The sequence below is a fragment of the Paenibacillus whitsoniae genome, from assembly GCF_003955665.1.
GTDB classification, from domain to species: domain Bacteria; phylum Bacillota; class Bacilli; order Paenibacillales; family NBRC-103111; genus Paenibacillus_E; species Paenibacillus_E whitsoniae.
Genome location: NZ_RXHU01000034.1, coordinates 1 through 26,936, shown reverse-complemented (window position 1 = coordinate 26,936; position 26,936 = coordinate 1). Strand labels below are relative to the sequence as shown.

Sequence of the window (26,936 nt, the reverse complement as noted above, 5' to 3'; positions counted from 1 at the left end):
GCTCCTTTAATTTTATTTAGCCTCATTATAAAAGAAATTCTAGCAGGGAACTTTACCTATGTTCAGAATCATTCAACTTATTTTCAGGTGAGGGCAAAGCGTCGAAATAAACCCGAAAATAAGCGTACTTATTCAGAAGATGGCATAAGCATGAAAAACCTAAGAGATCGTATGATGAGGATATTCCAATCAACTCAATTTCAAATCATAACAAGGGAGAGATCAAACTATGAGTTTAATTCTAAATCAAGAAGTGGCGGCGTATCAGGAGAATGGATATCATCTGCATAAGAAGCAATTATTTTCAAAAGAAAAACAAGCTAGGCTGAATGAGATTTTCGAGGAGCAGCTGGCTCAAAAAGGCTCTAAGCTTTCGGACGAGTTGGATACACCGCACTTTCGGGATGAGCGTTTGCTCGAGTTTCTATTGTCCGATGAGGTGTTGGACTTAGTTGAACCATTTATTGGACCGAATATCGCACTGTGGTCGAGCCATTTTATTTGTAAAGATCCCTTTGTAGGGCGTGCAACACCGTGGCATGAAGATTCTGCTTATTGGAAAAATCGCGTAGATGGCTTTGATCAAATCATCACCGTATGGCTAGCTATGGACCGCAGCAATAAAGAAAATGGCTGTATGCGCGTTATTCCTGGTACTCATCGTAACGGTTTCTCCGAGTATGAGGCAGTGGATGGGGTTAAGAATACGTTCGACACACAAATCAAACATGTCGATGATTCACAGGCAGTATACTTTGAGTTAGAACCAGGCGAATGTTCTCTGCACGATTCTAGAATTATTCATGGGGCTGCAGCGAATACAAGTCCATATCGCAGATGTGGTTACACAATGAGATACTTCTCTACGAATATTAAAGTACTGCAAGATACAGATCATCGGGGGGAAGAATTTAAAATTTGGTTGGCGAGAGGCAAAGATCTTGCTGGGAATAAGTATGCGAATGTGAAATAAACGATACGGATAAAGCTATAACCTGCCCCTTGAAATTCTAGGGCAGGTTTTCCTTTGGGGACAATATACTCTTGGTTTAGATTTGGCCATTTATTTGCTCACCAGAAGGTCCGATATCTACCTGAATTTGTTCTCCACTCGAGACACGCCCGTGAATGCCCGCTGCGTGGTGTAAAAGCCATTCGAAGTGAGCTTCTACTTGAAGGCCTTAAAGCGGCGGACTGGATAAAACAATTTGTAAATGATGTTAAATTAGGCACGCTTCCATAAATGCGCTGAAAGCTGGAAGTGATAAATTGGAAGAGAAATATTTAAGGCTTGCTTTGTCTTGAAATTAAGTAGTAACGGAACCTTAATACTGCAATTCGAAGATTTTGATGAAGAATATTATTCATTTGGAGCCGCGATAATCGCGGCTTTTTGGTGAGATCTGATGGTCTCTAATTTACTCCAATATTTCGGGATGAGCCCACTGCGTAGGAGTAAGCTTGCCAGCACTGGACCCCGCATCGACGGTGATTGCTGAACCGCTTAGGTAACGAGCTAAATCTGAGGCTAAAAATAAGGCTAAATGGGCAACTTCCTTTGGATCGCCAAGTCTGCCGTTCGGGGACAGCAACTTTGCATATTGTTGAATAACCTCCTCAGGCGCATTCCCCCAAATGGAAGTCTTGATGGTCCCCGGGCAAATGGCATTAACAGTAATGTTGTAGGGTGCATAATCGAGTGCCGCGCTTTTGGTAAGACCAACGACACCATGCTTAGCTGAAGTATAAATAGCCATGGAACTGTTGCCTAACAAGCCGGCTAAGGAGGCAACGTTGATTACGAATCCTCCAGACACTTTCGACCGGAGAATCGCTTCAATTCCAAACTTCATGCCCAGAAATACACCTTTTAGGTTAATCGATGTTAATTGATCAAATTCAGATAGCGAATACTCATGAGTTGGCCTGCTTTCAGCGCTAATACCGGCATTATTTACAATGCCATCTAAACGACCATAAGTATCGACAGCAAATTTAACCAGTCCTTTAACGTCTTCCTCTTGACTTACATCTGTTCTGAAAAAGGTTGCTTCTCCGCCTGCCTTTCTAATTTCGTCAACGACCTTATTTCCCTTTTCGGCATTAATATCCGATACAACGACTTTCATCCCATTATCTGCAAAACACAGGGCAATGGCTTTACCAAGGCCATCCGAAGCGCCAGTCACAATAGCGACTTTGTTTCTTACACTCGAAAAGTCTGTCATGAATATAATCCTCCTAATGATAAAGTAATAACGGTGACTCGAGCATGCCTGTTCGGCTGGCATCTACTACCAGCTTAAGTCAGTCTTTGGTTCTTCACTAACGTTTTGCCGACTATTTACTGCTACTTATACGACAATTTCATCCTCAGTTCGAAAGTCGTCAAAACGTTAGAGAAGCGTCGTTAGATTGTTAGTTGCGGCAATCGGATCCTTATAAAATGAGGTTGAAGCTATTTAACAGCAATTAAGGAGGAGTAGGCATGGCGCACTTTCCAGAAGGTTTTTTATGGGGGGCATCAACAGCAGCGCATCAGGTAGAAGGAAATAATACAAATTCTGATTTTTGGCTGATGGAAAACTTGGAGGGATCGGTATTCGCGGAGCCGTCTGGCAGTGCGGTAGACCACTATATCCGATTCAAGGAAGATATTGCAGAGATGGCGAAAATGGGTTTGAATGCCTATCGTTTCTCTTTGGAATGGGCTCGCATCGAGCCAGAGGAGGGGCAGTACGATGCCGCAGAAATCGCACATTATCGGGATGTTCTTTTAACTTGTAAAGAATATCAAATCACGCCGATTGTGACGCTCCATCACTTCAGTTCGCCGCAATGGCTGATTCGTCTTGGGGGGTGGGAGTCAGCGGAGACGCCAGCAAAATTTGCCCGCTATTGTACACATGTCATGCGTGAATTAGGCGAATGGATACCTTATGTCTGTACGATTAATGAAGCGAATATTTCCATCGGAATCAAGAAAATCATGAAGCGCTATGAACTCAAATCCGGCTCTCCAGGTGCACAGGTTGGCATGAATATGGAGAAAATGGCACAAATGCAAAAATACTATATGGAACTTAGTAAAGCATTTGGTGTTCCGCCTACGGAAGTTCATTCCTTTTTGGCCCCACGATCGGAAGAGGGCTTGGCTGTTATCTTTCAAGCGCATGTGGCAGCTAGAGAAGCCATTCGGCAGATCAGTCCGCAAACCAAAGTCGGCGTTACCTTGTCGCTCTACGACATTCAAAGTGCGCCTGGCGGGGAAGAGAACGCGAAGGAGGCATGGCAAGAGGAGTTCCTTCAATTTGTATCCTACTTGCAAGAGGATGACTTTTTCGGTTTGCAAAACTATACGCGTGCCGTGTATGGACCTGATGGCCTTCTTCCGATACCAGAAAATGCGGAAACAACACAGATGGGGAACGAATATTACCCAGAGGCGCTTGGTGCAGTTGTCCGCTATGTCAGCCAGCACTTGAAAATGCCGATTATGATTACAGAGAATGGTGTAGCAACGGATGATGATACTCGTCGTGTTGCTTTTATCGATCGCGCCTTGAAAGGGGTCCATACTTGTATCTCGGATGGCTACCAGATATTGGGCTATATGCATTGGTCCTTGATGGATAATTTCGAGTGGCAGCTGGGCTTTTCCAAACGGTTTGGTCTCATTGCAGTGGACCGTGCCACGCAAGAGCGGACCGTGAAACCTAGCGGGTACCATCTCGGTAATATCGCAAGAAGAAACGCGATCTAACGCGTTATTGCCAATAAGAGCTGACCGGGCATATCCCCGAGTCAGCTTTTTTCTGGAAAAAGAGAAAGTCGTTAAAACGTCACTAGGAAGTCGTTAGATTGTTAGAGGGGGGAGGGCATATCCATTATGATCAAGGTAAGTCAATCGAGTAACAAACGGAAAGGGAAGGGATTTTAATATGGAAAAAGCCGTGTCGGCAACTGTACCGCAGGTGGGGATCCAGGTCAAGAAAAGAGAGAATCGGTACCGCAAATACTGGCCGCTTCTAACGATGATGGCCCCTGGTCTGCTCTACCTGTTGTTTAATAACTATCTACCGATGCTTGGGATCGCCATTGCTTTCAAAAAAATCAATTTTGCTAAAGGGATTCTAGACAGCGACTGGGTTGGGTTCAAAAACTTTGAGTATCTCTTTAAGACATCGGACGCTTTTATCATTACGCGAAATACGATTCTATACAACATCGTATTTATTGTGCTAGGAACCATTTTGTCACTAGCTTGCGCGATTTTGTTGAATGAGATTAAAAACAAACTCTTACTCAAGTTTTATCAAAGTATCATTACGCTGCCTCATCTCATTTCCATGGTTATCGTCAGTTATTTGGTCTATGCCCTCTTAAGTGCAGATACGGGATTCTTAAATCACACGGTTCTTCCTTGGTTTGGAATCAAAGACGGGATCTCTTGGTACACCGAAGACAAGTATTGGCCGTGGATTCTAACGGTGGTTCACTTCTGGAAAAGTGTCGGTTATTCAAGCATTGTTTTCTTTGCAGCATTACTCGGCATTGACGAGGAGTATTATGAAGCGGCGAAACTCGATGGTGCAAGCAGATTGCAGCAAATTCGCCATATCACTTTACCTATTCTAACACCGGTCATCATCATGCTGACGCTGCTAAGTATCGGACGAATATTCTATTCAGATTTCGGACTCTTCTATCAGGTTCCTATGAATTCAGGATCCTTATTTAACACAACAGCTACGATTGATACCTACGTATTTAGAGGCTTAACAGGCAATGGCGATATCGGCATGTCCACTGCTGCTGGTGTATATCAATCGATTGTTGGATTCTTACTTGTCATGCTGGCGAATTATACAGTTCGACGATACAGCAAAGATAGTGCATTATTCTAAATAGGAAGAGGTAGACACCTATGAACAATGAGAGTAGAGGGTTGACGTGGTTCAGCCATATCATGATGTTCTTGTTCACAGTCATTTGTATTCTCCCTTTCATTCTGCTGATTTCCGCTTCGCTAACGGATCAGAATGACATTATCGCAAATGGCTATTCGTTTATCCCCCATACGGTTAGTACAGCTGCTTACGAGTACCTCTATGATAGAGGGGGAGAAATTGCCCGTGCTTACGGGGTAACCATATTCGTTACGGTAGTCGGGACTGCAATAGGAGTCACGATGACAGCGCTCCTGGCTTATCCGTTATCCAGAAGTGTGACCCCACAACGCAATTTAATTATGTTTATCGTCTTCTTCACCATGTTATTTAATGGAGGCTTAGTTCCTTCCTACTTGGTGTACACGCAAATCTTCCATATTAAAAATACGATATGGTCCTTGATTGTGCCGGGACTCCTCATGAACGGATTTTATGTAATGTTGATGCGAACCTTCTTTCAAACGACCATTCCAAGTGCATTGATTGAATCTGCACAAATCGACGGAGCGGGAGAATACAGGACCTTATGGTCCATTGTGCTTCCTCTTTCTACCCCGATCTTGGCAACCATTGGTCTCTTTGAATGTATCATGTATTGGAACGATTGGCAGCTGGGCATGATTTATATTACGGATCCTAAACTGTTCAGTATACAGAATTTACTTAATCGTATCATGCAAGATATTCAATTCATAAGCACGAATATGACGAACAATGCAGGCGATGCCATGAAACAAATGCCTACAGATGCTGTGAAAATGGCGATTGCCGTCATTGGGGTTCTACCGATTCTGGTGGCGTACCCTTTCTTCCAAAAATACTTTATCAAAGGCATTATGATTGGTGCTGTTAAAGGATAAGAGGCCGCATGCATCTAGATATGTTCAACGCCACAACTGATTGACTACGGTTGTGGCGTTGTCAGTTCGTATAGGAGTATGATAGGTTTACATCTATTTCCCGAAAGGAGCTGTAACGATCATGTTTACCCCCACACGGTACTGGAGAGGTGCCTCATTGCGAGCAAAGTTAATCATCAGCGTATTGATCATGACGATGCCGCTGGTGGGGATGCTCTTGTACAACAACTATTATGCGATCCATGTCGTTCGCGGTCAGGTTGCGGATTCCTATAACAACATGCTGAATCTGTACACGACTCAAAGCGATTCCAAGTTAGACGATATTGACTCGTATATGCGAACCTTAGCTGGTTCTGGTTATGATTTGCTATCACTTAGCCAAGAGGTTAACGATGGCGAGTATTATAGCTCTAAAATTTATTTATTTAATAAGCTGACGAAAGATATTAACTTGTACAATCCGATAAGTTCATTTTTTGTTTATACGGATCACAGGCAAGATTATTTTAACATTTCAAAGAATAACCCTTCTGCCATTAAGGAAAATGAGATCATACAAAGTTATATTGTTGATTATATTCATGCTGATCAATTTTCCAAGGGGAGTTCCTCGAAAGCTTGGAAATATGTTCAGATTAATCAAGAAAATTACCTCATAGACATTGTGAAAGCAGGAGACGCCTTCCTTGGTGCTTTGGTGAGTACGGAAGAATTATTGAAGCCCCTTCGCGCTCTTCAGATTGGTGAAGAGGGAGAGGTTCTCTTAGCCAATAGGCAAGGCGAACCTATTTCCGATTCTCAACGAGTAAGCGAATATGGGATTGAACTGCAACCACAAATAAACGCGTATTATCTTTCAGGTACCAAGAAGAGATTTCTTGTAGTTGGAGCCCCGTCTAACCGAGGCGACTTCCATTTAATCGCATTAATACCCGATCAGTATATATTGGCGAAGCTTCCCTATCTACAGTCCATCGTTTGGTTCATCACGATTGCTGCATTCCTATTTATTCCTATAGGGCTGTATGCCATGAGGCAATCTGTCTTGGTGCCCTTATATCGGTTGCTGCGCACGATGAAGAAGGTTCGAGAAGGAGATTGGAGCAGCAGGGTAGCGCTTAGCCATACTTCCGGGGAATTTCAACTGATGGGCGGAGCGTTTAATGCCATGATGTCAGAGGTTGAACGGCTCCGCACTAACGTCTATGAAGAGCAGTTAAATAAGCAAAAAGAGGAATTACAGCGGCTGCAGTTGCAAGTCAATCCTCATTTTTTCCTGAATACACTGAACATCATTTATAATCTGGCTAAAATAAAGAATTACGAGTTGATCTTGGAAATGACGATGTCTTTAATTGAATATTTCCGATTTATGTTCCGCAGCAATACCTCTTTTGTACCGCTCAAAGACGAACTTAATCATACGCGTAATTATTTGAAAATCCAGAGTTTACGCTTTCCGGAGAAATTAAAGTGGACCATTGAGTCACCGGAGTTCTTGGTAGATGTTCCTATCCCTCCGCTCGTCATTCAATCCTTTGTTGAGAATGCCATTAAACACGCGGTTACGTTGGATGAGCCGCTGACTATTGTGGTTCGAATTGAATTTCTAATTGAAGAGATCGGCTCCAGAATGAAAATCAGCATTCGTGATACAGGGCCTGGATTTAAGGCTGAAATCCTCGATAAGTTGCAGGCAGGTCGAAGCGTGGAGAATGAACGTGGAGAGCATACGGGGATTTGGAATGTGGAACGGAGATTACGCCTGTTGTACGGTGATTCCGCATCCCTTGTATTTGATAATGATACAGATCGGCATGGAGCTGCAATAGAGTTGATTATTCCTACGAATCCTGGAATGGAGGCAACCAGATGAAGATTCATTTGCTCATCGTAGACGACGAGGTTCTCGCTATTGAAGGGGTGAAATCTGATCTTGATCTTACGAAGTTGGGCATCAGCCAGCTATTCACGGCCATTAATATCAGACAAGCTAAGGAACTGTTTGAGAGGGAAAGAATCGATATTTTACTGTGTGATATTGAAATGCCGCAAGGCAGCGGGTTTGAATTGCTGACCTGGGTAAGAGAGCATCATCCGAATACGGTGACGATCTTTTTTACAAGTCATGCTGATTTTAAATATGCAAAAGAAGCGCTGCAGTTGGGGAGTGTTGACTATTTACTCAAGCCTGTTCGTGCTCTTGACTTGGAAGCGGCCATTTTCAAAGCACAGGCCATTATTAAGCGAAACAGTGAATTCCAAAGAAATAGTCAATCCCATCAATTATGGCTCAAGCATCATGCTTTTATTATTGAAAGGTTCTGGGTGGATTTAATTAACCATTCCATACCTAGTCAGCCAGCCGCGATACGCGATCAAGTGGATTTGCATCATATTCCGATTACCGAAGAGTCGGTCTTTCTTCCCATCCTCATTTCGGTCCAAAAATGGAAAAAAGAGATGAATCGAAGAGACGAGAAGATCCTTGAGTATGCACTTAAAAATTCAGCTGAGGAAATTCTGATCGGGGACGGTGCTAACGGGATCTGTTTCCATTTGGATCGAGGAGTGCTCTTGGTCATCATGGTCGCAAATAGGGGAACGAATTGGGATTATGAACGGCTTTACCGAGCATGCGAACGATATATCCATTCTTGTAACGCTTATTTCTATTGTGATCTCTCCTGTTATTTTGGAAATGCCGTAGAAGCCTATGAAATGGCCGGAATGGTCGCACAATTGCGGAGACATGATCGAAACAATGTTGCCTTCGTGAATCAAGTCTTTCTTCATCATGAATTCGAAGCCGCCATACCGCATGCAAAGCTGCCAGCCTTGGGCGTCGTCGCCTCGCTTATGAAGACAGCGACGAAGGATGCAGTCATTCATGAAGTGGAATCCATTGTAAGGAGTCTTATCAATAATCATGGCATCAATGCTGAAATGTTACACCAATTCAATCAAAATTTCACCCAAGTCGTATTCTCCTATCTGAATTTGAGAGGCATTGAGGCCAATCAATTATTTGGTGATGAAGCGTCAAGACACATTTCGGAGTCAGCGGTGCGGTCCATATCCGAAATGTTAGTCTGGGTTCGCCATGCTGTGAGTAAAGCGATGATTCATGCCGACGCGGTTAAAGAGACAGAAAAGATCGTTCAGACCGTAAAAGCGTATATCTCGCTGAACTTGGATCAAGATATGACGCGCGAAATGATCGCAGATCAAGTCTTTCTTCATCCCGATTATTTAACGAGAATTTTCAAAAAAGAGACGGGTTTGGTTCTATCCGATTATATTGTTCTTGAAAAAGTTAAAGTGGCCAAAGAGCTATTGTCTCGAACGGAGCGCCCTGTAAGTGCCATTGCATCAACCTTAGGTTACACGAATTTCTCCTATTTTACCAAGCTATTCAAGAAGCATGTCGGAGTAGGGCCGATGGAATATAGAAGTCAAAACAACAAAGATCAATAAGTCGTGAAAACGCTATTATGATGTCGGTAGAGTGTTAGTTGCTCAAGCGATTGAACGTTATGATGAAGGTGTAATCAATGATACTTCTGGGGGGAATACGATGAATAGGAAAGCGAAATTTGCCACACTCTCGCTTGCTACAGTTATGTTAACGGGAGTGATTGCCGGGTGTTCATCTTCGAAAAATGAAGGGAGTAGTGCTGCTAATGCAACTCCAGCTGCCAGCACAAGTTCGAGTAGTGCTCCCAAGGAATCTTATGAGATTGCTATTGCCATACCGGTATTCGGAGCAGTCTCGAAGGATATGCAAGCCGTGCAAGATGAAATCAGCAAAATCGCGAAAGCCAAAATCAATGCAACGGTGAAGATCATGCCCATCAGTATCGGAGCATGGGAGCAGCAAATGAATCTGATGACCTCGGGCCGGGAGAAACTGGACTTATACTTTACATTCGGTGCGGGATACAGTACCGGTGTGGCAGCGGGAAAAATGGTTCCCGTTGATAATCTTCTGGATAAATATGGCGAGGGCATCAAAAAACAGATTGATTCCGCTTATCTAAGCAGTGCCAAGATTGATGGCAAAACCTATGGCATCCCTGTTTACAAGGATTATACCACAGGGGTACCAGGCGTTCTTATGAAAAAAGATCTCGTGGAAAAGTACAAAATTGATGTATCCTCCATCAAGAATATCGACGACCTTGATCGGATTTACAAGACGATTAAGGACAATGAGCCCAATGTTGTTCCATTGGGAGCTGGATTATCCCTGCCATCGCAAACGTATGTTTGGTATGATAAATTGGGGGATCGGTTAGGTGTATTGCCTGGATATGACAATGGGCTAAAGATCGTGAACCTGTTTGAGACCAAAGAGTATGAAGACTATTTGAATAAGATGCATAGTTGGAATAAGGCGGGGTATTTCAACAAAGATGCCGCTACAACACAAGCTAGCGGAGCGGATTTGTTGAAAGCAGGCAAGGCATTTTCTTACTTCATCGGCCTTAAACCGGGCAACCTGGAAAGGGAAATCCGCACCTATGGCACAGATCTCGTCTTCGCACCGGTCATGTCCAACATCTATGCGACTACAACTGACACACAGGCGGGATTGTGGACCATATCTACAAATTCCACGAATCCTGAACGAGTTATGATGTTATTGAATCTCATGTACACGGATAAGGATCTTGCCAATTTGTTCGTCTATGGCATTGAAGGGAAGCACTATGTGAAAGTGTCGGATAATACGATTGATTATCCAACTGGAATTGATAAGAAGACAGTAGGGTATTCTTGGGATAGCTGGTTGTATGCGAATCCATCCATTGCTTATCTTATGAAATCCGATTTGCAAGACATGTGGAAATTAACATCGGAAGCCAATCAAAAAGCGATCAAATCAAAAGCGCTGGGCTTCACTTTCAATGCGGAGCCGGTCAAGAATGAAGTAACGGCGCTTAAGAATGTAACTGATCAGTATGTGAAAGGGTTGGAGTCAGGCACCCTCGATCCGGCCGATAAATTACCAGAGTTCAGAGCCAAACTGAAAGCAGCGGGTATTGATAAAGTCATCGCAGAGAAGCAAAAACAACTCGATGCATGGGCAGCTGCAAACAAAAAATAAAGAAGATCGAAACGGGATTTCCATTGATCAGCGAAACGGTTAACCATGCTGGCTATTTAATGGAAATCCTATTTATTAAAGGAGATGTCTGAGATGAAATTTATATGTAATCCGATCAATATGGAATACAAATATCAGTATATCGACATGGGAAAGATGATGATTAACAGAGAAGCGGCGGATCCGTCATTGATTCTGTTTAAAGATAAGTATTACCTTTTTCCGTCGATGACAGCCGGTTTTCTTATAAGTGATAATCTCGCAGATTGGGAGTTCCATCCCCTGAAAGACGTACCGATTTATGACTATGCTCCGGATGTACGGGTAATCGGTGAATACATGTATTTTTCCGCATCTTCCAAAAGTGATAGCTGCTCCTTCTTCAGGACCAAAGATCCCGTACGAGGGGAGTTCGAGGAGATACCTGGGAGTTTTCCCTTTTGGGATCCGAATCTGTTCATTGATGACGATGGGAGAGTTTATTTCTATTGGGGTTGCTCCAATATAACGCCTCTTTATGGAGTGGAACTGAATCCAGAGGATATGCAACCGAAAGGCAAGCCGGCCGAGCTAATTTATAGCAACACAACCCTGCATGGGTTTGAAAGAAACGGTGAACATCATGTTATCAATAGAACTCCGGAACAAATTGAGGAAATGGTTCAAACCTACGCCAAACTCTTGAACTTGCCTGAAGAGAAGATGGCTCTGATAAGGGCTGCTCTCAGCAACAGCGATCCATACATTGAGGGGGCGTGGATGGATAAATACAATGGGACCTATTATTTACAGTATTCCAGCCCTGGAACGCAATATAATGTTTACTCCGATGGCGTTTACGTATCCGACAATCCGCTGGGACCGTTTACTTTAGCTAAAAATAACCCTTACTCGTACAAGCCGGGCGGATTTATGCCCGGCGCCGGCCATGGATCCACGCTCGAGGACAAGTACGGAAATTGGTGGCATGCGTCAACGATGAGAATTAGTGTCAATCACATTTTTGAAAGACGTTTGGGACTGTGGCCTGCCGGCTTCGACCAAGACGGGGAATTATTCTGCAACCAACGCTATGGCGACTGGCCTATGAAGATCGAACAGGTTGCAATGAATCCATGGAGTGATCCTGAATGGATGCTTCTCTCATATGGCAAGCCGGCCAAGGCGTCTTCCTGTGAAGAGGGAAAAGAAGCTTCGAAGGCTACGAATGAGAATGTTCAAAGCTGGTGGAAAGCAGCAACCAATGCGTCTGGTGAATGGCTTGAGGTTGATCTGAAGCATGTCTGCGATGTGCATGCCGTACAACTTAATTTTGCGGATGATCAGATGAACCTTCCGCTTCCTGAGGGAGCAACTCTAAAGCAAGTCGGTGAAACGCGAAGATACCTTGACGAGCGGCAGCATGTTACCAGGTGGCTCCTAGAGGGCTCGGTTGACGGAATCGAATATTTTGTAATAGAAGATAAATCGGAGGCAGATACCGATTTATCACATGACCTTGTTGTAAAAGAAGGCGGAGTTAAAGCACGGTATATCAGATGCACCGTAAAGGAGCTCCCGTTTAACCAGAATGCATGCATTTCCGGTTTGCGCGTGTTCGGGAATGGTGAAGGTGAACTGCCGAGGATAGTAAATGGCGTTCAAACAAAACTCTTAAGCGAACTGGACCTGTCCGTAACATGGGAGGACGGTGATGCTGTCGGATACAATGTGCTTTGGGGCTTCGCGCCGGATAAATTGTATCACAGTTATATGGTGTTCGGGAGGAATCAGGTCGATATCGGTGCATTGATCAAAGGCCAGTCTGTATATGTTAGAGTGGATGCTTTTAATGAAAAGGGAATAACGGAAGGCGGAATTTTCACAGTAATCGAGTAAGGAAACAATTACGGCTGAAATCATAGCTTAAAATCTAAGGCCTGCTAGAAAGCATCTCTAGAAGGCCTTTTGTTTTTTGGAGAAGAGGTCGGTAAAACGTTATGGATACGTCGTGAGAGTGTTAGTGCGCATTTTGATAAAATCTTATGATGATAAAAAAGGGGGATGCGTGCATGAGAAAGACGATTAACCTAAACATGAACTGGAAATTCGTTCGACAAGATGAAGGCGGCGCCATGCATAAGGATTACTTGGACGACCATTGGGAAGCCATTCATTTACCGCATACGTGGAATGCCATTGACGGTACAAGCGGGTCTGACTATTACAAAGGGGCTTGCTGGTATCGGAAAGTGTTCGTCATTCCGTCGCAAGAACAAAAGAATAAAATATTCATTGAATTCCATGGTTCCAACAGTGTGACGGACGTTTATGTGAACGAACGGCATTTCGGTCAGCACCGAGGGGGTTATTCCATCTTCCGGTTTGATATAACGGAAGCGGTTGAGTTCGGCCAAATCAACACGCTGGCTGTGAAGGTTGATAATACCGTCGTCGACGATGTATATCCGCAGGCTGCTGATTTTACGTTTTATGGCGGTATTTATCGCGATGTAAATGTGGTAATTGTAGATCCGCTTCATTTTGACCTCTTAGATTACGGTTCACAGGGAATTTATCTCGTGCAAGATCAGGTTTCCGCCGTTCAAGCTCAGTTAACGATCAAGTCAAGGGTTGCCAATGACAGCGATGAAGAGAGAAAAGTGAGATTGTGGGCAGATCTTCTTAGTGCAGAAGGGAAGCAAGTGGCCTATGCGGCAAAAGAAGTGATTGTGGCTGCCGGTGAAACGAAGGAAGTCGAGATGCCGGCTGTGATCGAGCAACCGATCTTATGGCAAGGGCGGAAAAATCCGTATTGCTATGAAGCCAAGATATCTTTGGCAAGTTTCAATGATACGCTGGACGAAATCTCCATTCCATTCGGCGTTCGTCATTTTTATGTAGATCCGGAGAAAGGTTTCTTTCTAAATGGGGAGCATCTTCCGTTGCGCGGCGTTTCCAGGCACCAGGATCGTAAAGATGTGGGCTGGGCGATCACGAAGAACGATCAAGAGGAAGATATGGCATTGATTAAAGAAATGGGAGCCACCTCCATACGGTTAGCGCACTACCAGCATGATCAATTTTTCTATGATCTCTGTGACCGTGAGGGCATGGCCGTGTGGGCGGAAATTCCGTTTATTACGATGATGTCGAATTCGGAATTGCAAGGTATCAACGCCAAGCAGCAAATGATCGAATTAATCCGTCAAAATTTTAATCATCCGTCTATCCTTTTTTGGGGGATTCAAAATGAAATCCAAATCGGCGGCGATCGACCGGAAGTAAGGAGAGTTGTCGCAGAGTTACATGAACTGACCAAGAAAGAAGACCCCACTCGGTTGTCCACGATGGCCAATGTCTACACCGTGAAAGATGATGATGCGTATAACTTCATTACGGATACGGTCGGTTACAACCGTTACTTCGGTTGGTACAACGGGACATGTGAGGATTTTGCCCCTTGGTTGGATGGCTTCCATAAACAAAATCCGAACGTATGCCTTGGAATCTCTGAATACGGTGCGGAGGGGATTGTTGAGTACCACAGCAAGGATCCGAAGGTGAAAGATTACACAGAGGAATATCATGCTTTGTGTCATGAGAAGGTTTGGGGCATTTTCTCCCAACGTCCGTACTTGTGGTCAACCTATGTATGGAGCATGTTTGATTTTGGCGCTAGCCATCGGGATGAAGGCGGAGTAAAAGGACGAAACAATAAAGGGTTAGTGACTTACGATCGTAAAATGAAAAAAGATGCATTCTATCTGTATAAAGCCAACTGGTCGGATGAGAAGTTTGTTCATATTACAAGCAAACGATATGTGGATCGTCCAGACGGCGAGATCACAGTCAAAATTTATTCCAACTGTGAAGCGATAACGCTATACGCCAACGGGACCGAAGTAGCAACGAAAACAAGCGATAACCGCATCTGTATTTTTGAACATATTCCGCTGCAAGACGGCATGAATGAAATCAAGGCCGTATCGAGGCAGGGTGGTCTAACATTCGGTGATGTCGCCCGGTTTCATCGGGTCCAAGAACCAAACCTGAGCTACGAATCTCCGGAAAAAGGAAAGGGAGAAGCGGTTTCCAACTGGTTTTCGGTTCCGAATGTGGAAGATATCCTCATGGAGGAACTTGAAATCACGGATGATGTATTTTCGACAAAAGTTGAGCTGCGTGAGCTATTGGCTAATGAAGAAGCAAAGGCTATTGCGGAGAAGTACTTGGATAAATTGTTCAAAAGGATGGAGGGCTCCATGAATGATAGGGTACTTTCCATGAATTTGGAAAATCTGACTGCCTTCTCGCAGGATCCTCGCAAAGAAAAGCTGCTGTATCTGATGAATAAGGAGCTTATAAAGATAAATCGTAGTTTTGGGAGGTCGTCAACATGTTGGAAGTCATAGCATTGCGAACGGAATATTTGGAAAACCCATTGGGACTGGATGTAGCTAGGCCGCGTCTAGGCTGGAAGCTCCGCAGTGACGGCAGGAATGTCTTACAAATTGCCTATCAAGTTCAAGCTTCAGCAACCGAGGGCTTCACGAACACAGTCTGGGACAGCGGCAAGGTGGAGACGAGTCAGTCGCAGGGCATTGTGTATGAAGGGCCGGAGTTAAGATCGCTTGAGCGCATCTACTGGCGAGTTCAAGTTTGGAGCAATCAAGAAGGCGAGTGCACCTTAAGTGATCCGGTATTCTTTGAAACGGGGATGTTGCATGCTTCGGAATGGGTGGCTCATTGGATTGAACCGGAGGCAGAAGTGGACATAGCCGTGTATAAACCTGCCCCTTATATTCGTAAAGAATTCACTGTAAAAAAAGGACTCGTATCGGCAAGAGCCTGCCTTACCGCGAAGGGGTTATACCGTTTTTATCTAAACGGTATTGAAGGTACGGATCATCTGTTCACGCCAGGATTCACTTCCTATCATAAACGTTTGCAGTACCAGGTTTACGACATCACGTCCTTGCTGCAAGAAGGCTCTAATGCATTAGGTGTCATCCTCGGAGACGGTTGGTGGAGAGGGGCTACAGGCGGAGCAAATCTCAAGAACAATTTTGGCTATAAATTAGCTTTCTTAGGACAATTCGTGTTGGACTACGAAGATGGCAGCCGTGAAATCATCGGCAGTGACGATTCTTTTCGAACTTCCCGCGGCCCCTTGCTGAAATCGGATATGAAGGCGGGAGATGTGTATGATGCTAGAATCAACATCGATGGTTGGAATCAACCGTCGTATGACGATTCTGCTTGGGCGCCCGTCCAACTCACAACCGATGGATTCGATCATTTGATCGGTACTCGAAGCGTCCCTGTAAGAGAGAAGGAAAGATTTACTCCACAGGTGATGCGCACGCCAAATGGAGAGACGATTCTCGATTTTGGTCAAAATATCGCGGGATGGGTCGAAATGAAAGTGCAAGGCGATGCAGGGACTGAGATTGTGCTCATTCATGGGGAAGCCTTAGATCAGCACGGCAACTTCACCTTGCAAAACCTAGCCGAGCATGGAACAGTGGAGGATTTCCAAGAGGTTCATTACATCACAGCGGGCAATGGTGTAGAGAGTTATTGTCCACGTTTTTCGATTTTTGGATTCCGTTATGTACGCGTTAAGAATTATCCGGGAGAAATAACACCCGAGAACTTTACAGCTGTTGCTGTGTATTCCGACTTAGACGAAACGGGTGATTTCACTTGTTCGAACCCATTAATCACCAAGCTGGTTTCTAACGCCAAATGGAGCCAGAAGGGCAACTTCATGGAGGTGCCTACCGATTGTCCAACTCGGGAAAGAGCGGGATGGACGGGGGATGCGCAAGTGTTCTGTAGAACAGCGTCAGATTTCATGAATGTGTACCCCTTCTTTGAGAAGTGGATGGCTGACGTTGCAGCAGAGCAATTTGCTGACGGTTCCGTCGGCAGTACGGTGCCAACCGTTATTGGGCACCACAGCATGGAAGAATGGGAACGATTCATGGCTGAAAACAAAAATCCGATGGCGGCCATGCGCCGACCCAAGCCCGGTACAGCCAGTATTCTTGACGGTTCTGCCGGCTGGGGCGATGCGGCGGTTATCATTCCATGGACGATGTATCTTTGTTACGGAGACAAGGCGATCTTAGATAAGCAGTTCGATTCAGCGAAAGCATGGGTCGATTACATGGCTGCCAGTGCGAAGAATGCGAATGAGCTATTTCAAGATTCGCCTGCTTATCAACATTTTACGGATGGGGAACGGGATGCTGATTACATCTGGGATACGAGGTTCCATTGGGGGGAGTGGCTTGAAACGGACACTGAAATGAAAGATCTCATGGCCGTTTTGACCAAAACAAAAGGAAACCATCCGGATGTCTCCACCGCGTACTTCGCCTATTCGACGCGTTTGTTGGCTGAAATGGCAGCTGTGCTCGGGAAGACGGAGGAAGCAGACAATTACCAAGCGTTATACGAGAAAATTAAACGCGTATACAACCAGTATCTGATTAAAGACGATGGCTACATCTTGGAAGGCAGACAGGCACCGAATGTCCGTACGCTTGCCTTTGACTTGGCGTCTGAGGATAAGAAACAAGCGGTCGCTGACAAACTGGCGCAGTTGGTTGTGGACCAGGGGTACCACTTGAATACGGGCTTCCTATCCACCCCTTTCGTTCTTCAAGTGTTAGCGGACTACGGATACGCGGATATCGCTTTCCGATTGTTGGAGCAGGATACGTGCCCTTCATGGCTGTATGCGGTCAGCAACGGCGCGACGACCATCTGGGAGAGTTGGAAAGGGATTAAACCTGACGGCGAATTGTCGGGGTCTCTGAATCACTATTCGTATGGAGCCGTGTGCAACTTCCTCTTTGCGGGTATAGCGGGCATTCGTCCTGTATGGGAGACGCCTGGTTACAAGCATTTTATGTTGAAGCCTTTGGTTGGCGGATCGTTGACGGAAGCATCGGCGACCTATGAGTCCCTTTACGGCACGATCAAATCAAACTGGGAAATAACGGATCAAGGCGTAACCTATCAGTTTGAGGTGCCAGCAAATACGACGGCGACGATCATGCTGCCAGGCACGCAAGATGATCTCAAGGTTGTATTGGGCGATTACCCAGATACGCGGTATGAAGATGGACGCATAGTAGTTACGGTGGGAAGCGGCGAATATCAGTTTACAATTCAAGTTGGGAGTGTGGCTGCACAATGAGAAAAACGATTGGGATGAATGAGGCTTGGAAATTTATTCGTCAAGACGTGGAGCAAGCTGAACGTAAAGCGTTCAACGATGAGCATTGGCAGCATGTAACGATTCCTCATACATGGAACGCGATTGATGGTGCAAATGGCTATGAATATTATCAAGGCGCCTGTTGGTATAGGAAGACTTTCTCAGTTGAGCCTTCTTGCGAAGGAAATAGACTTTTTATTGAGTTCCAGGGCTCGAACAGCATTACGGATGTCTATGTTAACGGCCAACATTTGGGTCAGCATAAAGGTGGATACGCCACCTTCAGGTTTGACGTGACTGACGTCGTTACCTACGGCACTGCCAATGTACTCGCGGTAAAAGTGGACAATACTGTAGCTGATGATGTGTATCCGCAGAAAGCAGACTTTACGTTCTACGGAGGGATTTACCGCGATGTGAATATGGTTGTTACGGCGCCTGTTCATTTTGACTTGATGGATTATGGCTCACAGGGTGTTTATATCGTTCAGGAACAAGTATCGAAAGAAAAAGCCAAGCTGAATATTAAAACAATCGTTGTTAATGACGGTGGAGAAGAGAAAAAGGTTAATCTTTGGGTCGATATTTACGATGCGAATCATCAAATTGTCACCTATGCCACGAAGGAAGTTGTGCTAACCGCTGGAGAGTCCCAAACCGTAGAGCTGCCTTGCATCATTGACAATCCAACGCTATGGCAGGGGCGGAAAAATCCGTATATGTACAGTGCCAGCCTATCGTTGATTAGCTTTAATGATACGATCGATGCGTTGTCGATTCCTTTTGGCGTCAGATACTTTCATGTAGATCCTGAAAAAGGCTTCTTCTTAAACGGCGAGCATCTGCCTTTGCACGGTGTATCCAGACACCAAGACAGGAAGGACATGGGCTGGGCCATTTCGGAAAAAGAGCAGGTAGAAGACATGGGATATATTCGAGAAATCGGTGCATCCTCCATCCGGTTAGCCCACTACCAGCACAGTCAATTCTTTTATGATTTATGTGATCAAGAAGGCATGGTCGTATGGGCAGAAATTCCCTTCATTTCAATTATGTCGCAGTATGAATTAGATGGGATCAATGCGAAGCAGCAGATGATCGAGTTGATCAGGCAGAACTATAATCATCCCTCCATCATCTTCTGGGGAATTCAGAACGAAATTCAAATCGGCGGCGAACGGCCAGAGGTGAGAAGACTCGTTCGAGAGCTGAATGCATTGACGAAAAAGGAAGACCCCACAAGGCTAACGACGATGGCCAATGTTCTATTTGTCAATGAGGAAGATGAATACAACCGGATGACGGATGTGATTGGTTACAACAAATATTATGGTTGGTACCACGGGAAGGCTGAGGATTTTGCACCTTGGCTGGATAAGTTTCACCGCATTAACCCCGATGTAGCGCTGTGTATATCCGAATATGGGGCAGAAGGCATTGTTCAATACCATAGTGCGGATCCAAAGGTAAAAGATTATACGGAAGAATATCATGCCTTATTCCATGAAATCGTTTGGAAAACCTTCGCGGAAAGACCATTCCTGTGGGCGACGTATGTATGGAACATGTTTGATTTTGGAGCGAACATCAGAGATGAAGGCGGCGTGAAGGGAAGAAATAATAAAGGGCTTGTTACCTATGACAGAAAGATCAAGAAAGATGCCTTTTACATGTATAAAGCGCATTGGTCGGACGATAAATTTGTTCACATCACCAGCAAGCGCCATGTGGACCGAGCAGAGAGCAGCATGTGTGTGAAGGTGTATTCAAATTGCAAGGAAGTAACGCTGTATATTAATGGAATAGAGTTTCAAACCAAAATCAGTGATGATAAAGTGTTCATTTTCGAGCATGTCCCCTTAATGGAGGGTATGAATGAAATACGAGCAGTCTCCGCTGAAGATAATGATTTCTATGTAGATATTGCGAAATTTAACAAAGTAGACGAACCAAATCCAAGTTACGAGGCTCCTGTTGAGGAAAAAGGTGAAGAAGTTCAGAACTGGTTCCAAATGCCTGATTTGGATGGAGAACTAGAAGAATTACATATCACGGATGATGTTTACTCGACGCGTTGCACGTTTAAAGAGCTTTTCGAGAATGAAGAAGCAGCAGCGGTATTACATCAGTTTTTAGGAGAAAGCTTTAGAGAGAGACCGACGTATAGCATGACGCAAGGATTTAAGATCGATACCTTGGCGGAAATGGCGCCCGACCACTTCACTGACAAGCTGTTATATGCCCTAAATAGAGAACTGACTCGAATTAATAAGAATAAGTAACATCAAGAAGGTTTGAGCAGGCAAGCCGCCTGTTCAAACCTTCTTACATTTTTTTCGAGGGTCAAACAGGGGAACGCAAACTAATCTCTTTGGCAATCGAGTGAGCTTTATGTTCAAGTCGGTCATCCAGCGGTTGCAACGCTTTCTTACCGTATTTCCTATCGAGGGCTGCAGCTATAATGCGATCGGCCAGAAGCGGGTTTTTGGGTAAGAGGGGGCCGTGAAGATAGGATCCGATCAAATTTTTATAGACGAGACCTTACTTTCCATCCTCACCGTTATTGCCATAACCTTTGATCACTTTGCCTAATGGTTCATACTGATGGAATGTTCGCCCGGAATGATTTTCAAATCCCAGAAGGTGTCCAAAGTCCGGTGTGTCTACGACAACATTGCCTACCATGCGATTTTTTTTCTCTTCCGAATAAAACTCACAAACATCCAGCCCTTTGATTGGCGTACCGTCCGAGGTCATGTAATAATTGCCAAGCAGTTGATAGCCTCCACATATGGCAAGGCATCCTACCCCATCGTACATAAGCGGCAATTTAACCAAGGAGAGCCCAATAAAAGTATTGTTAACGGATATTACCTACATGAAATACGGCAATGGACAGCAGGCGTATCTTTCCCTGTGTCAAAGACGGGTCAACGTACCAGATACTTGCACATTTTCTCTCAACGTCCCTGGAACTTGGGATTATGGAAAAAACATTAGAAGGGCTCCTAAGCAATATGAACTACACGATTCACCCAGAAGCTAGCTATTCTGCACTCTGATCAAGGTATGCATTATACCCATCCTGTCTTTCAGAATAAGGTGAAGAAAGCTGGATTTAAGCAATCGATGTCCCGGAAGGGAAACTGCTGGGATAACGCCCCCATGGAATCCTTTTTCGGCCACATGAAGGACGAACTAGAATATGAAGACTGTCTGACTATTCAAGAGCTACGACAAAGAGTCAACGAATATATGCTCGCATACAACACAGAGCGCTACCGATGGGGATTAAAAAAGATGATTCCTGATGATCAAGTGGCAGGAGCAATTTTTCTAAAGAATTCAGGAACAAACCTTGATTTTTGTATTGGAGTTCATTGAATTCTAAACAAATCTGGAACAACAAAAACGAAACCGAGCGGGTTTTCGGTTCCGTTTTCTAATTATTTATGGAATATCACAGCTGCTGATGAAGAATGAATGCTGTTGGCGAGGAATACAGCATGCAAGGGGGAGCAGATCCGGATAACCGACGCACCATCGATTGGAATCAAGGCACGACATCGAACAGTGCCGTTGCTTTAACGAAAAGCTTATAGCGATCCGCAATTCGTACGCAGCTCTGCGTATAGGATCATTTATGACCTTATTGACAGACGATCTCCACAAGATTTATTCCTATGCGCGCTTTGACAATACGAACCGCATCGCAGTTGTCTTGAACAATGATTTTGTAAGCCATTCTGTAACCGTACCTGTGAACAAAGTAAGCATTATTAACGGCAGCACAGTCACCGACAAAATAAAGTGGAACCGTTTACACAGTTTCCAACGGTTCTGTCACGCTCACGGTTGAGGGGCATTACGGCGCGATCTTGGTGCAATAAGCGTTGTGGCGAATGCCGCCGACAGCTAGGCCTGTCCCGTATTTGGGGCGGCCTATTCTCTTGTTATTTTCCCCTGCCAACGCTCCGATGTGAACGCCATACGATACAAGAATAGATGAATACTCATTAGAAACAAGTAGATTGGGCAGGAGTAAAGCAGCATATAGCCGTTTTTGTAATGGAATTCTCCAGTCTTTACTCCCAACCATTCGAGTCCGACTGCCATTCCGGCCCAAAAGAGAATATAGATAATCGTCATTATTTCGAACATCCGTGCACGTTCATACCAATAAATAAACCAATACCCCGTCGGTGCATACATAATATAAGAGAACAGGTCAAACAACTCGAATGTTGATTCGTCTCCTAGATCATAAAGGTCAAATGGAGGTGTCGCGACTGTATGATCGAAAACAAGTCCGAATGCAATACCAATAAGCATATTAAAGATAGTTTGGGTAGGCGAAAACCGACGGGGAAACAACCAAATTGGCACCAAACTAACTAGAATTACTCCCATGACAAACCATTCATTCTTATTAAAATGATTGTCATAAATGATATTTTCCATCAACGTACCCATCCTTCCTTATATGCCATTCGTTGAAAAAGATATCCCAATAGCAGTGTATAGATCATTACAACTAGGATCATTATGGATTCCATTCCGAAATTCCAGCCAGTATCGATGAGGACGTAGTTCCATCGAAGCATCGCTCCGATTAACAATTGGAAGAGAAACGCATATACCGATATTGCCCAACGAATGCTGACTTTGGTGGTAGTTAGGAATACGTTGGCAAAGGTAAGGAGGACGAAAGTAACGGTGAGATCATTATGAAGAATCATAGATAGAAAGTGGGGGATACTTTTTGTGTTGATTTGGAATAGCCCAAGATTATAACCAATTATGGTCAGTTTGTTTGTGAGTATGACTTCAATTGCCATAAACAAAAGCAGGTTGACAAACAAAGGCAGCTTACTCGGGAGCGTGATTTGTAAGAGGATACAGTACCATGCGAACATGAGAAAAATGACGACTACCAAAGTAAGATGTCTTCCCTTCTCGGTATAATTTTGACTTCTGATTGTCCCCTAAATCTAGCATAGACAAAAATAATAAAAATAAAGTTCCCAGTTTGATTAAGAATTATCCAAAGGGCAGATCGAATAAGTCCCATGAAAGAGACAGTGTTGCTTTTTTTTTTTTATATGCCATCTTTACAGNNGTGTGTTCTTTTTTTTCGCTGGTCTATAATGAATTCGTGCATAACGAACTCAATCTGGACTCACACAGTTTGCTGGATCAGATGCGTACAGCTCAAATAACTATGTAGAGGGACCTGGGGATGCAGCGAATGTTCACAATGATGGAGAAACAATATGCGCTGAAATTTCTGGTGGCGGTTTTAATTCTGGAGATGTGCTCAAAGCTGATTCGCAATCGATTACGGTGGCAGCAGTTTCGCAGCTGAATAATCCAATTCTATCTCCGAACACAGAGCAATATGGTACGCTTGCGGGTCGTATTACGAACGGCCGCGGCGTGGGTCAGCAGAGAAATGTGACGAATAACGATCCAGCCACGAGCAAGATCAGTGTTGAATGCCCTTCGACATCGTTCCAGACTATACAAGGATGCCAAGCACCGGACCTATTGTTGATTGCATCTTTCATCGAAGTTCCTTTTTTTGCATCTTTTGATTTTGGGAAATTATTTACCTAGCTATTTTAGCGAAGTGCTCCAGAGTGCGAACCAATTGGGCTGCCTGCTGGAGCTGGAAAGAAGCGAATTCCGACGTTATTGGCATTTGGAAGGAGTTAAGAGCATTTCACCCAGTTCTGTGGACAACGTTGGAGTGGAGAAAGGATTATCCTCAACTGCTCATCAAGCCGCATTTTGAAGTGAGAATATTGAATGCGGAGGTTCGAGGGTCCGAAGTCAATTGAAGTTGGAGCTCAGCGGGTAGAGAAAGTTTACAGTTTCATGGAATGGGAATAATGGGAATGGACTAGAAAGCATACACTCCCTGTCATAGGAGATGAACAGAAATGCTCAAGGCAGACCCTTTCCCTCTTTCCAATTCGGCCGCCGAATGTGATGTGGAGTTGTCGGAATCGCTGGATGACAATATATCCTACCTTCTGGATGTCTTTGAGGATTGTTACGATATCGTTTTCCACTTTTCTACCATTGCGGATGCTGTCCGCTGCTGCGTTGTATACGTACTGGGGTACTCTGACACGTTGGCACTCGAAAAACAGGTGCTATCGGCGATTGGCGCTATTACTGACGATGCACTCGAATCCTACGACGGATTGTTGCAGGATCGCATTAATTCGGTGTCCCCTACCGAGCATGCTGGGATCAATGAAATCGTGGATAAAATTTGTGGCGGTTATCCCGTCCTGTTTCTGGATGCTTCTGCCAAAGCCTGGTCATTCAACCTTATCAAGCTGGATCATCGTCAAGTCGAAGAGCCTGTGGCGGAATCAACGGTTCGAGGGCCGCGTGAAGGGTTTACTGAAGGGATCGGGGTCAATCTCCCTCTTATACGCAAGAGGCTTAAAACGCCCGACTTGAAAACGGTTAGCACAACTGTCGGCAGCTACTCAAAGACAGAAGTGATTATCCTCTATATAAAAAATCTAGCTAATCCGAAACTGGTAAAGGAGATACGCCGACGTCTGGAGGCTATTCAGGCAAAAGGGATACTGGAAAGCGAAATGATTGAGGAGTGGATATCGGATAATCCATTCTCTCCATTTCCTCAACTGCTTTCAACCGAAAGACCCGATGTGGTGTGTGCTAATTTGCTTGAAGGACGTGTCGCTATTCTAATCGACGGCACCCCTTTTGCGCTGGTAGCGCCAGTCGGTCTGTTCTCGTTGCTCCAATCACCTGAGGATTATTATCAAAATATTATTGTAAGCACGTTTATTCGCTGGCTTCGTTACGTTTTTTTTGTCATTTCATTGCTATTGCCGTCAGCCTATATCGCGATCACGACCTTTCATCAGGAGATGATTCCAACCGTGCTGCTCCTCAATATTTCCAAATCACGAGAGGAGATCCCGTTCCCGGCCATGGTTGAGGCGTTTATCATGGAAATTACGTTTGAAGCTCTGCGGGAAGCAGGGGTGCGGCTTCCGAAGCAGGTCGGCTCAGCCGTCAGTATCGTCGGGGCACTTGTGATCGGGCAGGCGGCTACATCGGCGGGCATTGTATCCGCGCCCATGGTGATTGTCGTTGCGATCACAGGGATATCCTCTTTTATGATTCCGCGCTATTCTCTTGGCATTCCGCCTCGGCTGCTGCGATTCCCGATCATGTTCTTGGCCGGTACGCTTGGTCTCGTGGGCGTCATGCTCGGGTTAATCGCCATGATCATTCATTTGTGCAGACTTCGTTCATTCGGGCTTCCGTATCTCACTCCGGTCACACCGACTCGATTGCGTGAATTTAAGGATGTGTTTATGCGCGCACCGATCTGGAGCGGTACGGGGAATCCCGAGCTGTTGAGCGCTGATCAGGGACCCGAGAAGCCGAATCGCGGGAATGTCGATATGAAAAGAGGTAAGAACAATGATGGAACAAGGTAGAATTCCCCCTTTGCAGATGAGTGCAATTATGTTCCCGACCATTCTTGCGACTGCAGTTCTCAGCGTCCCTAGTGTAACGATGGGCTATGCAGGTCATGACATGTGGATGACACCCTTGCTGGCTTCTCTCGTAGGATTGCTGGCGATCTACATCGCCTACCGTCTGAACATTCGTCATCCGCAACTGACACCTATCGAATCTAGCGTCTTGATATTGGGCAAAGTGCCAGGTAGACTTTTAGGCCTGTTTTTTGTATTCTACTTGGTTCAACTGAACGGAATCGTGCTTAGAGAATACGGGGAATTCATTCTAAGCGCTATCCTTCCGCAGACGCCTCTTTTTGTCGTTATGGGCAGTCTGATGTTCTTATGCGCAGTCAATGTGATCAGCGGCTTAGAAGTGCTAGGCAGAACCGCTGTCATTCTCATGACGCTGATGGCGGCCCTTCTGACCATTGTCTTGCTGTTGCTGATTCCAGAGTGGAGAACCGACGAATGGCTTCCGTTTGCGGAAAAAGGGGTGAAGCCGATTTTCAAAGGTGCGGTGGCTCCGGCCAGTTGGCTAAGCGAATACTTCTTTCTCAGCTTTGTACTTCCTTTCGTTACAAAGCGGGAGCGCATATGGCGGGTTTCATTGATCTCACTGGGTGTGACGACCTTCACGATGATGGCCGTCAATATTTCTTGCCTGTTCCTGTTAGGCGATGTAGCGGACAGGTTCGTCTATCCGATGATGATCGCAGCGCGTTATATTAGCTATGCGGATTTTTTGCAGCATCTGGAGGCAGTAATCATTACGATTTGGATAACCGGGATCCTGATTAAAATTTCTTTTTTTCTCTATCTGAACGCGCTCTCCGTTGCCCAATTGCTGCAACTGAAGGATTATCGGCCGCTGGTGTTTCCGTTGGCTTTCCTGACTGTCGCCTTCTCGTTCTGGGTGATATCCAATCAGAGCGAGCTGGCTAGCCAGCTTGGCGCCATAGGCAACCTATACACGTTGTTTGCCCTGATTCTGCTGCCCGGCCTTCTGCTGCTTGTTGCAGCCATACGGAAAAGCCGGTCTCCTTCACCCGAATGAACGTCTGGAGAACAGGATTAAAGAGCTGGCGATTATTGGTGGAACGAGGGGGCCATATCACCCTAATCCTCTCTCTTCTGCTTGTTTTGCCTGGCTGCTGGGATAGGAAGGAAATCAATGATTTGGCCATTGTACTTGCTGCGGGAGTGGACATGACGCCAAGCGGAGCCGTTGAATTATCTGCGCAAATCTTCATTCCCCGGGCGGCGGGAGGGGGCCCGCAG

The 26,936-nt window shown here is 45.0% G+C and carries 19 protein-coding genes; 16 read left to right on the top strand and 3 right to left on the bottom strand.

The window, feature by feature from the left end; all coding sequences use genetic code 11:
- Positions 1 to 229 precede the first annotated feature (229 nt).
- Positions 230 to 973, top strand: coding sequence for a phytanoyl-CoA dioxygenase family protein (locus EJQ19_RS12510; RefSeq protein ID WP_126141564.1), 744 nt, complete (start codon positions 230 to 232; stop codon positions 971 to 973).
- 445 nt (positions 974 to 1,418) lie between these two features.
- Here the strand turns inward: EJQ19_RS12510 and EJQ19_RS12505 are convergent, their stop codons facing one another.
- Positions 1,419 to 2,228 (bottom strand): SDR family NAD(P)-dependent oxidoreductase, encoded by an 810-nt coding sequence (locus EJQ19_RS12505; RefSeq protein ID WP_126141563.1) that lies wholly within the window; start codon positions 2,226 to 2,228, stop codon positions 1,419 to 1,421.
- A gap of 260 nt (positions 2,229 to 2,488) precedes the next feature.
- Here EJQ19_RS12505 and EJQ19_RS12500 point away from each other — a divergent pair, with 260 nt between their 5' ends.
- The 10 genes from EJQ19_RS12500 (at position 2,489) to EJQ19_RS12455 (ending at position 20,420) form a co-directional block, all read left to right on the top strand.
- Entirely contained in the window at positions 2,489 to 3,763 is a 1,275-nt protein-coding gene (locus tag EJQ19_RS12500) for a glycoside hydrolase family 1 protein (RefSeq protein ID WP_126141562.1), read from the top strand.
- Between the two features lie 178 nt (positions 3,764 to 3,941).
- Positions 3,942 to 4,907: an ABC transporter permease gene (locus tag EJQ19_RS12495; protein ID WP_126141561.1), complete on the top strand. Its 966-nt coding sequence runs from the start codon at positions 3,942 to 3,944 to the stop codon at positions 4,905 to 4,907.
- Between the two features lie 20 nt (positions 4,908 to 4,927).
- A complete protein-coding gene (locus EJQ19_RS12490; protein ID WP_126141560.1) occupies positions 4,928 to 5,812 on the top strand; it encodes a carbohydrate ABC transporter permease in 885 nt (294 codons plus the stop codon).
- Positions 5,813 to 5,969: 157 nt separating this feature from the next.
- Entirely contained in the window at positions 5,970 to 7,691 is a 1,722-nt protein-coding gene (locus EJQ19_RS12485) for a sensor histidine kinase (RefSeq protein ID WP_164716516.1), read from the top strand.
- Entirely contained in the window at positions 7,688 to 9,292 is a 1,605-nt protein-coding gene (locus EJQ19_RS12480) for a response regulator transcription factor (RefSeq protein WP_126141558.1), read from the top strand. The genes EJQ19_RS12485 and EJQ19_RS12480 overlap by 4 nt, the downstream gene beginning before the upstream one ends.
- Before the next feature lie 31 nt (positions 9,293 to 9,323).
- Positions 9,324 to 10,925: an ABC transporter substrate-binding protein gene (locus EJQ19_RS12475; protein WP_241242873.1), complete on the top strand. Its 1,602-nt coding sequence runs from the start codon at positions 9,324 to 9,326 to the stop codon at positions 10,923 to 10,925.
- Positions 10,926 to 11,018: 93 nt separating this feature from the next.
- Positions 11,019 to 12,803, top strand: coding sequence for a family 43 glycosylhydrolase (locus EJQ19_RS12470; protein WP_126141557.1), 1,785 nt, complete (start codon positions 11,019 to 11,021; stop codon positions 12,801 to 12,803).
- Between the two features lie 173 nt (positions 12,804 to 12,976).
- Entirely contained in the window at positions 12,977 to 15,319 is a 2,343-nt protein-coding gene (locus EJQ19_RS12465) for a glycoside hydrolase family 2 protein (protein ID WP_126141556.1), read from the top strand.
- Positions 15,304 to 18,117, top strand: a complete 2,814-nt coding sequence (locus EJQ19_RS12460; RefSeq protein ID WP_126141555.1) for a family 78 glycoside hydrolase catalytic domain — start codon at positions 15,304 to 15,306, stop codon at positions 18,115 to 18,117. Before EJQ19_RS12465 ends, EJQ19_RS12460 begins: the two co-directional genes overlap by 16 nt.
- Complete coding sequence (locus tag EJQ19_RS12455) at positions 18,114 to 20,420, top strand: glycoside hydrolase family 2 protein (RefSeq protein ID WP_126141554.1); 2,307 nt, start codon at positions 18,114 to 18,116, stop codon at positions 20,418 to 20,420. The genes EJQ19_RS12460 and EJQ19_RS12455 overlap by 4 nt, the downstream gene beginning before the upstream one ends.
- A 259-nt stretch (positions 20,421 to 20,679) precedes the next feature.
- Here the strand turns inward: EJQ19_RS12455 and EJQ19_RS12450 are convergent, their stop codons facing one another.
- A complete protein-coding gene (locus EJQ19_RS12450) occupies positions 20,680 to 20,976 on the bottom strand; it encodes a hypothetical protein (RefSeq protein WP_126141553.1) in 297 nt (98 codons plus the stop codon).
- Positions 20,977 to 21,207: 231 nt separating this feature from the next.
- On the opposite strand from EJQ19_RS12450, the gene EJQ19_RS12445 reads away from it, so the two are divergent.
- Positions 21,208 to 21,522 (top strand): integrase core domain-containing protein, encoded by a 315-nt coding sequence (locus tag EJQ19_RS12445; protein ID WP_126141552.1) that lies wholly within the window; start codon positions 21,208 to 21,210, stop codon positions 21,520 to 21,522.
- Between the two features lie 259 nt (positions 21,523 to 21,781).
- Complete coding sequence (locus EJQ19_RS32195; RefSeq protein ID WP_206438410.1) at positions 21,782 to 21,997, top strand: hypothetical protein; 216 nt, start codon at positions 21,782 to 21,784, stop codon at positions 21,995 to 21,997.
- Between the two features lie 83 nt (positions 21,998 to 22,080).
- Here the strand turns inward: EJQ19_RS32195 and EJQ19_RS12435 are convergent, their stop codons facing one another.
- Positions 22,081 to 22,599 carry a hypothetical protein gene (locus EJQ19_RS12435; protein ID WP_126141551.1) on the bottom strand — a complete coding sequence of 173 codons (519 nt, stop codon included), beginning with the start codon at positions 22,597 to 22,599 and terminating at the stop codon, positions 22,081 to 22,083.
- A gap of 1,481 nt (positions 22,600 to 24,080) precedes the next feature.
- Between EJQ19_RS12435 and EJQ19_RS12425 the strand changes: the two genes are divergently transcribed.
- From EJQ19_RS12425 to EJQ19_RS33130, 3 genes are all read left to right on the top strand, one after another.
- The gene (locus tag EJQ19_RS12425) at positions 24,081 to 25,631 is read left to right on the top strand and encodes a spore germination protein (RefSeq protein WP_126141550.1); all 1,551 of its coding nucleotides are present in this window, start codon (positions 24,081 to 24,083) and stop codon (positions 25,629 to 25,631) included.
- Positions 25,615 to 26,712 carry a GerAB/ArcD/ProY family transporter gene (locus EJQ19_RS12420; RefSeq protein WP_126141549.1) on the top strand — a complete coding sequence of 366 codons (1,098 nt, stop codon included), beginning with the start codon at positions 25,615 to 25,617 and terminating at the stop codon, positions 26,710 to 26,712. The genes EJQ19_RS12425 and EJQ19_RS12420 overlap by 17 nt, the downstream gene beginning before the upstream one ends.
- Positions 26,709 to 26,936 (top strand): Ger(x)C family spore germination protein (locus EJQ19_RS33130; RefSeq protein ID WP_478354292.1); only part of this gene is annotated, 228 nt, incomplete at its 3' end. The genes EJQ19_RS12420 and EJQ19_RS33130, both read left to right, overlap by 4 nt.